Consider the following 15062-nt stretch of genomic DNA (forward strand, 5'->3'; position numbering starts at 1 on the left):
CAGGCTGTTATCACTGGCCAACGCCCTGAAGGGCACCAGCTACAAAAGCCCGGAGATAATCAGGCTCAATACGCTGGACGGCAGCTTTTTCAGCAGCATCAAGAACGATATCTCCATGCATTTTAATGATACCTGTCTGATACTGATAGAGCACCAGTCTACGATAAACAGGAACATGCCTCTCCGGCTATTGAATTACGTGAATGAGCTGTACAGAAGATTTATACATCCTCTCTACAGAAAGATTTACGAAAGAACACTCATCAGGCTGCCTGCACCTGAATTCCATGTATTTTACGACGGTGAGCAGAAGGACTTTGACTATGAGCGGCTCAGGCTGAGTGACGCCTTTATCCAGCCCGGCAATGATTTAGAGCTTGTTGTCCATTGCCACAATCTCAACATCGGCATGAGCCGAAACCTGAAGCGTCAGTGCCGTCCCCTGTGGGAATACAGCATTTTCTCCGGCCAGTTCAAGAAATACAGACGTCAAAAAATGAGTATCCCCGCGGCCACACAGAAGGCTATAGATTTCTGCCGCAGGCACAACATAATGTCCGACTATTTGAAACGCAACGAAAGCGAGGTTATCGATATGTTTGGGTTTGAATGGAATGAAAAAGAGGAACGCGAAGCACTGCTGGAGGCGGGCGAAGCTCGCGGAAAAATTGCCAGCTTGCGCGAATTGCTTGCAAAAGGGCTCATTTCCATGGATGCCTTAAAGTCCTCCGGACTTTATTCCACAGAAGAATTAACCGCCATCTCCAAGCCGTAACCAACATAAATAAATTTTATGACTGCTCAACAGCCGCATCCTGCGGCTGTTTTTTGTACCATTTCCCACAGGAGCAAGGACATCCGATAGAAACCAAATCGTCACGAATAAATATAATCCCTATGACCAGAAACTATTTTTATAAGTCCATTAGAAAAGCCCCTGCGCCGTAGCGCAGAGGCTTTTCCGTTTGTTAGGGATTTATAGGGAGTTATAGGAAAGCTTTAATCGGTTAGGGATCAATCAAAGCAAACCTTACGAGGATTCAAAATGTTGTTAGGGTCAAAGGCTCTCTTGATGCCGCGCATGATTTCAACAGCGGCCGGAGCAAGGTCTTCCTTCAGGTACGGCTTCTTGGCAAAGCCAATGCCATGCTCGCCGGATACCTTGCCATCCATGGTACGTGCCTTGGCATACATCTTCTCCATGGTAGCGTTGAGCACCTTCTCCCATGCTTCCTCATCCAGATCATCACGAAGGATGTAAACATGGAGGTTGCCGTCACCGGCATGGCCGAAGCTCTTGATGCGTACCTTCATCTCATCCTGCAAAGCATGTACATACTCTACGAACTCGTTTACCTTGCTGCGAGGCACAACAACGTCTACCTCGTCCATCATGGTAGTGGAGCCGCTGATAGCCTGCAGGAAGGAGCCTCTGGTCTTCCAGATGGCATCGGCACGCTCATCGGTATCGGCAATCAATACATCGATGGCCCCCTGCTCAAGACAGAGCTGGGCAACTGCATCATAGTCCTTGGCAATATCCTCGGCGTTGTTGCCATCGAACTTCAGCAGCAGATAGGCATCTGCCTGATTGTCCGGGAAGCTCCTGCCCAGGAATTTCTCTGCGTCCATGATAACCTCGCGCTCCATGAACTCGATAGCGGTCGGAGTAGCCTTGGACTTTACAATGAGTGGCACAGTGCGGATGGCCTGCGCCAGAGTAGGGAACGGTACCAGCAGGCTGACAGCCTTCTGAGGCAGAGGCAGCAGCTTCAGGATAGCCTTGGTAACAAATGCCAGGGTACCCTCGGAACCGATAATCATATCCTTCAAATCGTAGCCGGAGCTGTTCTTTACAACCTTGCCGCCTACTTCCATGATAGTGCCGTCAGCCAGGACAATCTCCAGACCGCGCACGAAATCACGGGTTACACCATACTTCACGGCGCGCATGCCGCCTGCGTTGGTGCTGATGTTGCCGCCGATGGTAGCGGTCTTCTCGCCCGGATCAGGCGGATAGAACAAGCCCTTCGGCTCAACATACTGGTAAATCTCCATCAGCAGCACGCCCGGCTCCAAAGTCAGGGTGAGGTTTTCCTCATCCAGCTCCAGGAAGTGGTTCATGAGCGTGGTATCAATCATGATGCCATGCTCCACAGCAACGGATGCGCCTACCAGGCCGGTACCTGCACCACGCGGGGTAACAGCTATATGCTCCTTGTTGGCATACTTCAACACGCCGGAAATTTCCTCAGCAGATGTAGCGCGTACAACCAGGTCCGGATAGGACGGGGTTGCAGTCAGCTCATCATGGCTGTATTCCTCATTTATCTCATCTGCCCAAAGAATGCGCTCACGAGGCACAATCTTTGCAACTTCAGCTAAATCCTGCTCAGTAAGTTTCTTGTACTCGCTCATGCCAAAGCCCCTCCCTGCTTAATCTTCTCAATCAGCTGCGGTACGATCTCATAAATATCGCCAACCAGGGCGTAGTTCGCTACCTTGAAGATAGGAGCCTCCGGGTCGGAGTTGATAGCTACCACCTGCTCGGAGTTATTCATACCTGCTACGAACTGGATTGCACCATGCACACCGCAGGTAATAATCAGCTTCGGACGTACGGTACGGCCGGACAAGCCAATCTGGCGGTTGGCATCCAGCCAGCCTGCCTCTGCCAGAGGTCTGGTGCAGGCGATATCGCCGCCCAGGGCATCCGCCAGCTGACGAATCATATCCAGATCCTCCACCTTCTTCACGCCGCGGCCTGCTACGACCAGCACATCGGCGCTCTCGATGGTCTTTACCTTCTCCTTCTTGACGATGCCGAGTACCTCCATGCGAGCCTTCAGCTTGTCAGCAGGAACCTCCATATTTACGATTTCGCCCTGCGGCTCGGCAGAACGCTCAGGTGCATTCATAATCTTATAGCGCACAGTTGCCAGCTGCGGACGGGTGTTAGTGGTGAGAATCTCCGCCATGATGTTGCCGCCGAAGGCCGGACGAATCTGTACCAGGTCAGTGTTGTCATGCATCTCAAGAATGGTGCAGTCCGCGGTGAGGCCGGTCTTGAAGCGGGCGGCAATTCTCGGTGCCAGCTGACGGCCTACAGGGGTCGCGCCTACCAGAATAGAGGAAGGCTTCACCTCGTTGATATACTGCTCAAAGGCAGCGGTATAGCTCTCAATCTTGAAATCCTTCAACTCAGGGGCATCCACAACATAAACCTTGTCTACGCCGTAGTGCAAAAGCTCCTGTGCCTTGTCACCGATGTTGCTGCCCAGGAACAGTGCCTGTACAGGATGGTTAATCTTGTCAGCCAGCTCCCGTGCCTTGCCAAGAAGCTCCAGTGTAACAGGATGAATTTCACCCTCCACATGGTCCACATATACGGTAATGCCCTTCCAGAGGCTCTTGTCCACCTTCGGGCCAACTTCTTCCTCAACAAATTCCATGGCGCCCGGCTGGCCCTTCTTTACGCACAGTTTGCACAGCTTGCAGGCGGCATTGATTTCCAGCTTGCCATTGTTGTCCTCCAGAGCCTTGAATGGGCAGAGGGCCACCATGGCAGCGATATCTGTTACTTTATCCTGATGAACTATCAGTTTTCCCATTTCGCATTATCTCCTTTTCTGGTCGAAATTCTAATACACACTTTTCCTGCCAAATCAGGAAATAAATTTCAGCTGCTTCAGCTTGCTGTGCAGCTTGTCAGCCAGCTCGGCACCAGTCCCGGTCCAGGTTTCCTGTTCCTTGTCGGAAACCGGCGGGAATATGCGCTGTACCTGGGTTGCTGAACCAGAAAGTCCATAATGATCCTTGTCCTGATCGTCCATATCCTTCAGGCCGTATACGGCAATCTCGCGCTTCTCGGTTGCCTTCTGCAGCTTGTAGGACGGGAGACGCGGCTGAAGAATGTCCTTCTTTACGGTGATAAGGCAAGGGAACTGAACCTTCAGCTGCTCAAACTCGTGAGCCATCTCCATATCAACGTAAACCGCACCATCCTCAACCTTGTCAATTTTGGCCACGTTGCACACGCAAGGAATATCCAGAGCCTCGGAAACCTCCGGACCTACCTGGGCCGTATCGCCGTCGGTGGTCTGCAGGCCGCAGATGATGATGTCAAAATTGCCCATCTTCTTGATGCCCTGTGCCAGCGTGTAGCTGGTAGCCAATACATCAGCGCCGCCAAATGCCCTGTCGGAGAGCAGTGCGCCCTCATCGGCGCCCATGGCAAAAGCCTCACGGATAATCGCAGAAGCTGGTGGCGGTCCCATGGTAATTACACTCACTCGGCCGCCGTACTGCTCCTTCAGCTTCATGCCGCACTCCAGGGCATACAAGTCGTAAGGGTTCATCTTGCTGTCTGCGCCATTGCGCTTCAGCACGCCGGTAACAGGGTCAACCTCTACCTTATTGGAGCCTGGAACCTGCTTAATACAAACCAAAATTTCCATATCGAATTTCCCCCAATAGCATCGCTCTTCTAAAAAAACACTTCTTCTACTTAATACCGTCAGCTGCACTTTCCCCTCAGCACAGTATAACTATATTAAATGATAACATAATTATAGCATATATGCAGCCGACGGTACATCATTAACCTTTTAATCCTGCAAAAAAATTACAGCTTTTCGGCCAGCAAATCAGCAATATGCTTGGTCTGAATACCGGTCTCGGCCTTGTCCAGGCCACCGCCAATCTGCATCATGCAGGCAGGACATGCCACAACAGCAGTGGTTGCCCCGGTGTCCTTGATATTCTTTACCTTTTCATTCAGCATCGGGATGGAAACCTCCTGATACTTCATACCAAAGGAACCAGCCATGCCGCAGCACTTGTCGCAGTTGTGCATCTCCACCAGCTCAACGCCAGGCGTTGCATCGATCAGCGCCCTCGGCTCCTCGAAGATGCCCAGGCCGCGCTTCATGTGGCAGGAATCATGGTAGGTAACCTTCTCGCCGCCCTTGGCATGAACCAGACGGCCGGTCTTTTCATATTCCTGAGCCACGAACCTGGAGAACTCGCATACCTTGCTGCAGAAGGCCTTTGCCCTTGCCTTCCACTCCGGATCGTTCTCAAAGAGCTTCATGTAGGTTTCCTCAAGGGTTTCCGTACAGGTAGGGCAGGCGGACAGAATCACATCTGCGCCGGTCTTTTCAAAGGCGGCGATATTCTTCTTGGCAGTTTCCTTGCCTGCCTCCCTATCACCGATACCCAGAATCGGCTTGCCACAGCAGGCCTGCTCCATAGGGTACACAACCTCCATGCCCAGGCTCTGGAGAACCCGCACCACATTCTCACTGGTATCAGCAAACACGAAGTCCATGTTGCAGCCGCTGAAGTAAGCAACCTTCTTCTTCGGCTTGGACGGATTCTTCTTCATCAGGCGCTCAACCCTGTCACGGAACGGCTCGCTGGCAATGGTCGGCAGGCTTCTGCCCTTGGTCATTTCCTCCATGAAGAGAGGCAGATGACGGATGAACTTGCCCTTCTTGAACGGAGCCTGACCGATAGCACCGGCCTTCAAAAGCAGTCTGTGGAACAGGCCGCGGTCGTTCAGCACCATGTTGAACATGGTCTTGTCCATGCCCGGCGCACCATGCTTCTGCACATAGCGGCTGCGCAGCTCGTCAATGATATCAGGGATTGGAATCTTGCCCGGACATACAGTAGTACACTTGCGGCAGCCAATGCACAGGTCACTGAACTGGGCAAAGGTCTCTACACCGTTAAAGAGGCCGGTGAGGATTGCGCCGATACCGCCGGAATAGATGTGGCCGTATACGTGCCCGCCTACCAGCGTCCAGATAGGGCATACATTCAGGCAGGATGCGCAGCGCACGCACTGATAGGCCTGCTGGAACACAGGGTCCTTGGCAGCCTCAAGGCGGCCATTGTCCAGAATAATAACATACTGCTTGCGGTCTTCCTCCACCACCTTGCCCTGGTCATTCTTGTAGATAACCTTGGTAGGGCCGTCAACCATAGTCATGTAGCTGGTCATGCGCTGGCAGGTACCATTGCGCGGCAGCAGGCGGAGAATCTTGGCCGCATCCTCGGTGGTCGGAATCAGCTTCTCATAGCCGATGAGCACTACGTGAATTCTCGGCAGGGTAGTTACCAGGCGGGCGTTGCCCTCGTTGGTAACAAGACCGATGGCGCCGTTCTCGGCAATACCGAAGTTGGCACCGGTGATGCCCATGTCAGCCTGCAGGAACTCCTGACGGAGATTCTTGCGCGCCAGCTGAATCATGTTCGGGATGTCCTCCCCCGGCACGTCAATGTGCAGCTCCTGCTCGAACATCTCCGCGCACTGATAGCGGTTCAGATGGATGGCCGGCATAACCATGTGGGACGGCTTCTGCCCCTTGATGGCAATCATCCACTCGCCCAGGTCAGTTTCCTTGACGCGGATATCATGCTCGCCAAAGCACTCGTTGAGGTGGATTTCCTCCGATGCCATAGACTTGGACTTTACAACGCGCTTTACGTTGTTCTCCTTGCAAATCTTAATGAGGTATTCCTTTACCGCATCGCCGTCCTTGGCGCGGAATACCTGGGCGCCCCTCTTTTTGAGGCTTGCCTCGAATTGGTCAGCCAGCTGGTTGATGTGCTGTACTGCCTCATGCTTCATGGAACGGAGATCCTCGCGGAGCCCCTCGATATCCTGTCCCTTGTAAGCGTTCAGACGGGAGCCAGGGTACTGCTCTGCAAACTTGGACAGAGCGCCCTGCATGATGTCGTCCTTGAGTTTTGCCTGTATTTCCTGTTTCAGATTACGCTCTGCCATGATTAGTTACCCTCCTCAAAATTTTCTACTGCAATAATCAGGAGCTTGTTTGGCCCATGCACGCCCAGGCTCAGCACGCGCTCGATATCTGCGGTGCGGCTAGGGCCTGTAACAAAGCCAAGGTAGCCTTTATCAAAAACATGACCGATAATCTTGCAAGCAACGCTTACATTCTCTACAACGTAATTCGCATTTACAAAAACGATGTTTACATAAGGTAGCATAGTGGCAACACGAGCCTCATAGGAATAGTTGTCCACGCACAGGCTGCCGGTTTCCGCCACGCAGAACTCAGCAGTGGAAATGCCGATATCAGCAGTAGCGCGATGCTCATAGATATCGAACTTGTCCGTATAAACAGCCGTACCGCCCTCGGCAATCCTGTCATAAATCCCCTTCAGGGCAGGATTCTCATCACCGCCAACAGCCATGATACCGCCGGTGGTACGCTCAGCATACTCCTTCAACAGCTCCTTGAGCTTTGCCTCGCCCTCGGCAAAGTCCTTTACCCGGTAGACCTCTGCGGCCGCAGCCTTTGCATTGGTCTCAAAGTCATTCCAGTACTCAGCTTTCACAAGGCCCTCCCCAAAGGCCTGCTTTGCCCAATCACGGCATACCTTTTCCATAAATAACTCTCCTTTTACCTAAACATTCTCATACACCTTTGATTTAATAGTCATAAATCGTACAACATAATTACATTGGTTATAAAATACTCTCACAAATTCCTATCCCGCCAAAGATACAATCTGTAATTTGTACAATGAATTTTTAACACCTCCATTAAACCATACAATACGAACTTTGTCAACAATAAATCCAAATAATCCTTTTACACACCGACTTTTGTCTTGTTTTTTCAATCGCGAAAAAAAATCCTAAAAATTTTTCAACTCCAAGCAGGATTTTTAATTGTTTTGTCGAATAGTAAGTAGTGCCAAAGATATTGTGGGTGACATAATTGTTTGATAAATTTGTTCACTCATTTCTGTACAGATGTGCAATGTTATAAAGGGGTTTTTGTTATGGCGTTGATAAAAGGAAAAACATTAGTCGAGCAGACAACAGAAAAGATTATCGACTATATTACTGAAAACAAAATGCAGCCTGGTCAGCAGCTGCCAACCGAAGCGGAGTTTACCGCAGAGCTGAATGTCAGCCGCGGTACGCTGCGGGATGCCTTCAAGGTGCTCATTGCCCGGAATATTCTGGAAGCCCGGCAGGGATCGGGAACCTTCATTGCGGAAAATATGGGCATACCTGATGATCCGCTGGGACTTACCTTCATCTATGACGATGATGCCCTGGCGCTGGACATGCTGGATGTGCGGCTGATGCTGGAACCTACTATTGCCGGTATGGCAGCTCTCAACGCTACACCGGCACAGAAGCAGCAGCTGCATGAGCTGACAAAGACCCTTGCCCGGCATATTGCGGATAATTCCTCCTATGCCGAGGACGATGGACGCTTCCATCAGCTGATTGCCGAAGCCAGTGGCAACCGCGTCATTGGCAATCTTACCCATATCCTGTTTTCTTCCATATATAAGAACATCGAGCTTACCCTGAATGTGCAGAAGGAGAGCAATACTCTTTTCTACCACAGAAAGATACTGAATGCTATCAACAACGGGGATGCGGCGGCGGCCAGCATGTACATGAGCATGCACCTGTGCCTGCTGAAGGACTTCATGCTTGACAAGTATTCCAAGGATAAGCAGTCCTGACGGGCTTTGCCGAAGGTGTTCCTATGCGCTGAAAGATTATAGGATGTTTAAGTAACGAATTTTTTATTTTTTTAATCTCACGAAGGACTGTCCCTAAAGATGAGAGATTTTACTTTTGAATGAAATGCTAGGAGATGAATGTTGTGTTAGCTATAATTGCTGCAATTCCTATTATTCTCACTATTATCCTCACAGTAGGGCTCAATGTTCCGGCGAAAAAGGCTCTGCCTATGGCGTGGGCTGCCTGCGCCATTATCGGCCTGGGCTACTGGGGCATGGACGTTACCCATGTAGCCGCCTACACCATTACCGGCTTTCTCGGTTCCATTGATACCCTGCTGATCATCTTTGGTGCTATCCTCCTGATGAACATGCTGAACGAAGCAGGCGCCATGCGCCGCATCGAGGCCATGTTCAACGGCATCACCGAAGATGCCCGCATCCAGCTGATTATCGTAGGCTTTGCCTTTGCAGCCTTCATCGAGGGTGCTGCCGGCTTTGGTACACCGGCAGCCATCTGCGCACCGCTGGTTATCGGCCTGGGCGCACCTCCGATGGCTGCTGCGCTGGCCTGCCTCATGTTTAACTCCACCCCTGTGCCTTTTGGTGCAGCCGGTACTCCGACCAACTCCGCCGCTGAAATCATCAAGGACGTGCTGCCGGCCATCGGCGTTACCGACCTGGGTGCCTTCAAGCAGGACTTGTCCTTTATCTCTACCATCGGCATGTGCATCGGTTCCCTTGTCATCATCTGGCTGGTAATCGGCGTTGTCTGCATGAAGTTTGGCAAGAACAAGTCTTTCTCCGATGTGTTCCCGGTGGTTCCGTTCTGCCTGTTCACCTCTATCGTGTTCAGCTGTGTTTCCATTCCGGTTGCCAAGATTATGGGCGCTGAGCTCACCTCACTGGTAGCCGCTGCCGTAACCATCTTTGCTACCATCGGGGCCGCCAAGGCCGGTTTCCTGATGCCGAAGGAGGTTTGGCGCTTCCCTGGCACCGAAATCAAGAAGGATGCCAAGAAGCAGGATGTGCAGCATTCCATGTCGCTTTTGAAGGCCTGGACCCCTTACCTGCTTGTTACCCTGTGGCTGGTAGTGACCCGTGTACCGCAGTTCGGCATCAAGCCTCTCATGGGCTCCTTCCCTATTTCCCTGACCAGCATCATGGGCGTTGATGGTGCCAGCTTCACGCTCAAGTGGCTGAACAACCCTGGCCTGTTCCCATTCATTCTGGTTGTATTCATCGGCTTTGGCATGTATGGCCTCAGCGGTGCCCAGATAAAGAACGTGCTGCACAGATCCTACAAGCAGCTGGTAGGCGCCACCATCGCATTGCTCTTCGGCTTTGCAATGGTTTACCTGTTCCGCTATTCCAACGCCAATGCCTGCGGCTATGATTCCATGCTGGTGGCTATGGCAAAGGGCATGGCTGACCTGGCCGGTGCCAACTACTTCTACATTGCTCCTGTTATCGGTTCTGTCGGTGCCTTCATGTTCGGTTCCAACACCGTATCCAACATCATGTTTGCACCGCTGCAGTTCGCTACCGCAGACATCCTGAGCATTCCTCACATTGTCATCGTTGCCCTCCAGAATCAGGGCGGCGCTATCGGCAACATGGTCTGCATCAACAACATCGTAGCAGTCTGCGCTACCACCGGTATTGTAGGTGCCGAGGGCAAGATACTGAAAACCACGGTAGGCCCTTGGTTTGTATACTACCTGATTGTCATTGGCGTAATGGTACTGCTGATGAACCTTGGCATAGCAGGCTGAAGCAATATCGGCATAGTTTCATACTGATGTGAAATCCCTGTGGCAGAGGATGTGCGCAAGCCATCCTTGCCGCAGGCAGCAAAAAAGCTCACAAGCCAGCACTTATTTGCTAGTTTGTGAGCTTTTCTTGTGCCCTGAAAAAGTTGTAGACCGCTTCCGCTGACGGCCTGTTCATACCGTCAAGGGAGGCCATTTCCTCTGCCGGGGCTTCCTTTATCCTGTCTATGCTGCCATAATGCTCATACAAAAGCTGCCGCCTCTTGGGCCCGATGCCCTCAATATGGTCAAGGATGGAAGCCAGATTGCGCCTGCCCCGGAGCTTTCTGTGATAGGTAATGGCAAAGCGGTGTGCCTCATCGCGGATGCGCTGAATGAGGAACAAGGCCTGGCTGTCGCGGGGGAGAATCACCGGCTCCGTACAGCCTTCGCAGAATACCTCTTCCTCCCGCTTGGCAAGCCCCACCACCGGCACATCCAGATGGCCTGCCCCGCGGATGATTTCCAATGCCGAGCTGAGCTGCCCCTTGCCACCGTCAATGACAATCAAATCCGGCAGCTCCGCCTCAGACGCTCCGTACCGCCGCATGGTAACCTCCCGCATGGACTTGAAATCATCCGGCTTGCCCTCGGCGCTCCTGATTTTAAAGCGGCGGTAGTCCGATTTTTTCGCCGTGCCACCCTCAAAAACCACCATGGAGGCCACTGTTTCCGAGCCCTGATTATGGGAAATATCAAAGCACTCCATGCGATAGGGCGGCACCGCCAGCCCCAGGTATTCTCCCAGCTCCTCCACCGCCCCGATGGTCTGGGCATGTACCCTTTCCTGTATGGCAAGCTCATCCTCACGGGGCTTCGACACCAGCTTCTGCATCTCTGACAGCTTCTGCACCGCCAAAAGCTGATCCCTGAGCCTTGCCGCCAGCTCAAACTCCAGCGCCTCTGCCGCTTTTTCCATCTGGGCTTTCAGCTCCACCTCCACCTGCTTTGTCCTGCCGTCCAGAAACAGGCACACCCTCCGTATCATGCTCCTGTACTCCTCACGGCTTACCCTGCCAATACAGGGCGCAAGGCACCGCCTGATGTGATATTCCAGACAGGATTGCCCCTGCCGGATATTGCGGCAGGAACGCAGGGGGAACATCCTCTTTAACAGCTTGAGGCAGTCCTTCAGCGCACCGACATCCGTATAGGGGCCAAAATACCGTGAACCATCCCTGACAAACCTTCTGGTGATAAATACCCGCGGAAAATCCTCCCTGGTAGTCACCTTGAGGTATGGATACATCTTGTCATCCTTCAGGCTGATGTTGTATTTGGGACGATATTTTTTTATCAGCTTGCACTCTAAAATCAGCGCCTCAACCTCGGTGCCGGTCATAATGATGTCAAAATCGGCTATCCGCGCCACCATGGCCTTTACCTTGGCTGAATGGCCGCGATTCTGCTGAAAATACTGGCTGACGCGGTTTTTCAGCACAACGGCCTTGCCAACATAGATGATGGTGCCGGCGGCATCCTTCATGATGTATACACCGGGGCTGTTGGGGAGCAGTGTCAGTTTTTCTGCTATATTGTCATTCACGCTAATCCTCCTTTGCCCTGCGCATCCACATACTCCATGCACATCAGGTTCATATTCCCTATTATTCTTCCCTGCGGCCGCTTCCTGCAGACATGCAGAAAACGGCACGTCCCGCGCTGTGCCAAAAGCCTATGCCAGCAGAGGCTTGAGGAATTTGCCTGTATAGGAAGCCGGCACCTGCACAATTTCCTCCGGCGTGCCCTGGGCAACAATCGTGCCGCCCTTATCGCCGCCCTCCGGCCCCAGGTCGATGATGTAATCTGCGCTTTTTATCACATCCAGATTGTGTTCTATTACAGCTACAGAATCACCGCCATCCACCAGACGCTGCAGAATCCCCAGCAGCTTGTGAACATCTGCCATGTGCAGGCCGGTAGTTGGCTCATCCAGAATATACAGGGTCTTGCCCGTGGAACGGCGCGAAAGCTCCGTCGCCAGCTTGACGCGCTGTGCCTCGCCGCCTGACAGGGTGGTAGCCGGCTGTCCCAGCTTGACATATCCCAGCCCCACATCCTGCAGAACCTGCAGCTTGCTGGCAATTCTCGGCACATTTTTAAAGAATTCCACCGCTTCCTCTATGGTCATGTTCAATACATCAGCAATGGACTTCCCCTTGTATTTCACCTCAAGGGTTTCGCGGTTGTACCTGGCACCGCCGCACACCTCGCAGGGTACGTATACATCCGATAAAAAGTGCATTTCTATCTTGATAATGCCGTCCCCCTTGCAGGTCTCACAGCGTCCGCCACGCACGTTGAAGCTGAAACGCCCCGGCTTGTAGCCGCGCATCTTAGCCTCGGAGCATTGGCTGAACAGGGTGCGTATCAAATCAAATATCCCTGTATAGGTGGCAGGGTTGGAACGCGGCGTGCGGCCAATCGGCGACTGGTCGATATTTATTACCTTGTCCACATTCTCTATGCCCGCCAGCTTTTTGAACCTGCCGGGACGCCCCTTGGCGCGGTACAGCTTCGACGCCACGGCCTTGTAGAGAATCTCGTTAATCAGCGTGCTTTTGCCGGAGCCTGATACCCCTGTAATCACCGTAAATACTCCCAGCGGCAGTTTCAGGTGCACATCCTTCAGATTGTTTTCTGACGCACCGATGACTTCCAGAAATCTGCCGTTGCCGCCGCGCCTCACCTCCGGCACGGGGATAGCCATCCGCTGGCTGAGATACTGCCCTGTTATGGATTCCGGCACCTGCATGATTTCCTCCGCCGTGCCCTGCGCCACCACATAGCCGCCCTCTGCACCGGCTCCCGGCCCGATATCCACAATATGATCCGCCGCCCGCATGGTGTCCTCATCATGCTCCACCACCAGCAGGGTATTGCCCATGTTCCTCAGATTCTGCAGTGCTTCCAGCAGCTTGTTGTTGTCCCGCTGATGCAGTCCGATGCTGGGCTCATCAAGGATGTACAGCACACCCACAAGGCCGGAGCCGATCTGGGTAGCCAGCCTGATGCGCTGGGCCTCGCCGCCGGACAAGGTGCCTGCCGCCCTGGACAGGGTAAGGTACTCCAGGCCTACCGTCACAAGAAAGCCCAGCCTTGCATTGATTTCCTTCAGGACCTGCCTGCCTATGGTTCTCTCCCTGTCGGACATATCTGCCTGCTGGAAAAAATCGCGGCAATCCCGCACGGTCATATCAGTGACCTGCCGGATGTTCCTGCCGCCTATGGTGACAGCCAGCACCTCCGGCTTCAGCCTCGCCCCCTGGCATTCCGGACAAAGGCTGATGCTCATGTAGTTTTCGTATTCCTCCCGCATCATATCCGAATCAGATTCCTTGTAGCGCCGCTCTAACAGGGGCATGATTCCCTCAAAGGGGCCGTTGTGAATCTTGTAGATGCCAAACATATTCTCATAGCCGAAATCATATCGTTCTTCACCGGTGCCGTACAGCAGCAGTTCCTGTACCTTGTCAGACAGCTCCTGCCACGGCGTATCCAGACTGTATCCGTGCTTTTCCAGCACCGCCCGCATCTGGCACATGGAATAGGACTTCGTGTTGCTGGACAGGGGCGCAACCGCGCCCTGGGCTATGCTCAGGGACTTGTCCGGCAGAACCAGCTCCATATCCAGCTTCATCTGACTGCCCAGCCCGCTGCATACAGGACAGGCCCCGAAAGGACTGTTAAAGGAAAACATCCGCGGCGTAATCTCCGGCAGGCTGATGCCGCAGTCCTCGCAGGCAAAATTCTGGCTGAACATCATGAGCTCACCGTCCACTATCTGGACATAGGCTACCCCCTGCCCCATATTCAGGGCCGTTTCCATGGATTCCGCCAGCCTGGCACGGATTTCCTCACGGATAATCACCCTGTCCACGATAACCTCGATGGTGTGCTTTTTATTCTTCTCCAGCAGGATTTCCTCACCGGCATCCCGCATCTCGCCATCAACCCGCAGGCGGGTATACCCCTCCTTGCGAATGTGCTCCAAAAGCTTTTTATGCTCACCCTTTTTGCCGCGGACAGCCTGCGCCATCACCAAGAGCTTCGTCCTTTCCGGCAGCTGCAGCAGCTGGTCCAGCATCTGGTCAATAGACTGCTGATTGACCGGCTTGCCGCACTTCGGGCAGTGGGGATGCCCCACACGGGCAAACAGCAGGCGGAGATAGTCATAAATCTCAGTTACGGTGCCCACTGTTGAACGAGGGTTGCGGCTGGTGGTCTTCTGGTCGATGGAAATCGCCGGTGAAAGGCCCTCTATATAGTCCACATCCGGCTTGTCCATCTGCCCCAGGAACTGCCTTGCATACGAGGACAGGGACTCCATATAGCGTCTCTGTCCCTCTGCATAAATCGTATCAAAGGCCAGCGATGATTTGCCGGAGCCGCTCAAGCCCGTAATCACCACCAGCTTGTCCCTGGGTATGTCCAGATTGATATTCTTCAAATTGTGTTGTCTTGCACCGCGAATTCTTATATACTTATCCATGTGACGCCCTCATCCATATACATCTATTCAGCACAGCCCCGTGATTTTTACCATATGGCCGCTTCTGGTGATATTTTATCACCAAACATACATACAGCGCAAGTGTTTTTATATAAAAATCCGCCCCGTATAAAAACGCAATCGAGTAGGAGGGAAATTCTATAGAATCTCCCGACCTCTCACACCACCGTGCGTACCGTTCGGTACACGGCGGTTCTCTAGTTTTCATAAATTTGCAG

At 52.7% G+C, this 15062-nt stretch carries 10 protein-coding genes; 3 read left to right on the top strand and 7 right to left on the bottom strand.

The window, feature by feature from the left end; genetic code table 11:
• On the top strand, window positions 1-775 hold a 775-nt coding region (locus ACI3UA_RS04645; protein ID WP_439723663.1), incomplete at its 5' end, for an Rpn family recombination-promoting nuclease/putative transposase.
• Between the two features lie 239 nt (window positions 776-1014).
• On the opposite strand, the gene ACI3UA_RS04650 is transcribed toward ACI3UA_RS04645, so the two are convergent.
• The 5 genes from ACI3UA_RS04650 to ACI3UA_RS04670 all read right to left on the bottom strand — a co-directional run bounded on the left by ACI3UA_RS04650 (window position 1015) and on the right by ACI3UA_RS04670 (window position 7419).
• The gene (locus tag ACI3UA_RS04650) at window positions 1015-2418 is read right to left on the bottom strand and encodes an FAD-binding oxidoreductase (protein ID WP_439723664.1); all 1404 of its coding nucleotides are present in this window, start codon (window positions 2416-2418) and stop codon (window positions 1015-1017) included.
• Window positions 2415-3611 (bottom strand): electron transfer flavoprotein subunit alpha/FixB family protein, encoded by a 1197-nt coding sequence (locus ACI3UA_RS04655; protein WP_439723665.1) that lies wholly within the window; start codon window positions 3609-3611, stop codon window positions 2415-2417. Before ACI3UA_RS04655 ends, ACI3UA_RS04650 begins: the two co-directional genes overlap by 4 nt.
• Before the next feature lie 54 nt (window positions 3612-3665).
• The gene (locus tag ACI3UA_RS04660; RefSeq protein WP_439723666.1) at window positions 3666-4457 is read right to left on the bottom strand and encodes an electron transfer flavoprotein subunit beta/FixA family protein; all 792 of its coding nucleotides are present in this window, start codon (window positions 4455-4457) and stop codon (window positions 3666-3668) included.
• A 167-nt stretch (window positions 4458-4624) separates the two neighbouring features.
• Entirely contained in the window at window positions 4625-6793 is a 2169-nt protein-coding gene (gene ldhH, locus ACI3UA_RS04665) for an L-lactate dehydrogenase (quinone) large subunit LdhH (RefSeq protein WP_439723667.1), read from the bottom strand.
• 2 nt (window positions 6794-6795) lie between these two features.
• Window positions 6796-7419, bottom strand: coding sequence for a LutC/YkgG family protein (locus ACI3UA_RS04670; protein WP_439723668.1), 624 nt, complete (start codon window positions 7417-7419; stop codon window positions 6796-6798).
• Between the two features lie 399 nt (window positions 7420-7818).
• Here ACI3UA_RS04670 and ACI3UA_RS04675 point away from each other — a divergent pair, with 399 nt between their 5' ends.
• A complete protein-coding gene (locus tag ACI3UA_RS04675) occupies window positions 7819-8520 on the top strand; it encodes a FadR/GntR family transcriptional regulator (protein WP_439723669.1) in 702 nt (233 codons plus the stop codon).
• A 143-nt stretch (window positions 8521-8663) separates the two neighbouring features.
• Window positions 8664-10295, top strand: coding sequence for an L-lactate permease (locus tag ACI3UA_RS04680; RefSeq protein WP_439723670.1), 1632 nt, complete (start codon window positions 8664-8666; stop codon window positions 10293-10295).
• Window positions 10296-10404: 109 nt separating this feature from the next.
• On the opposite strand, the gene uvrC is transcribed toward ACI3UA_RS04680, so the two are convergent.
• Both uvrC and uvrA read right to left on the bottom strand, forming a co-directional pair.
• Window positions 10405-11877, bottom strand: a complete 1473-nt coding sequence (uvrC, locus tag ACI3UA_RS04685; RefSeq protein WP_439723671.1) for an excinuclease ABC subunit UvrC — start codon at window positions 11875-11877, stop codon at window positions 10405-10407.
• Between the two features lie 129 nt (window positions 11878-12006).
• Window positions 12007-14823, bottom strand: a complete 2817-nt coding sequence (uvrA, locus tag ACI3UA_RS04690) for an excinuclease ABC subunit UvrA (protein ID WP_439723672.1) — start codon at window positions 14821-14823, stop codon at window positions 12007-12009.
• Window positions 14824-15062: the final 239 nt, after the last annotated feature.

It is taken from the genome of Anaerovibrio sp., assembly GCF_051866355.1.
Classification (GTDB): Bacteria; Bacillota; Negativicutes; order Selenomonadales; family Selenomonadaceae; genus Anaerovibrio.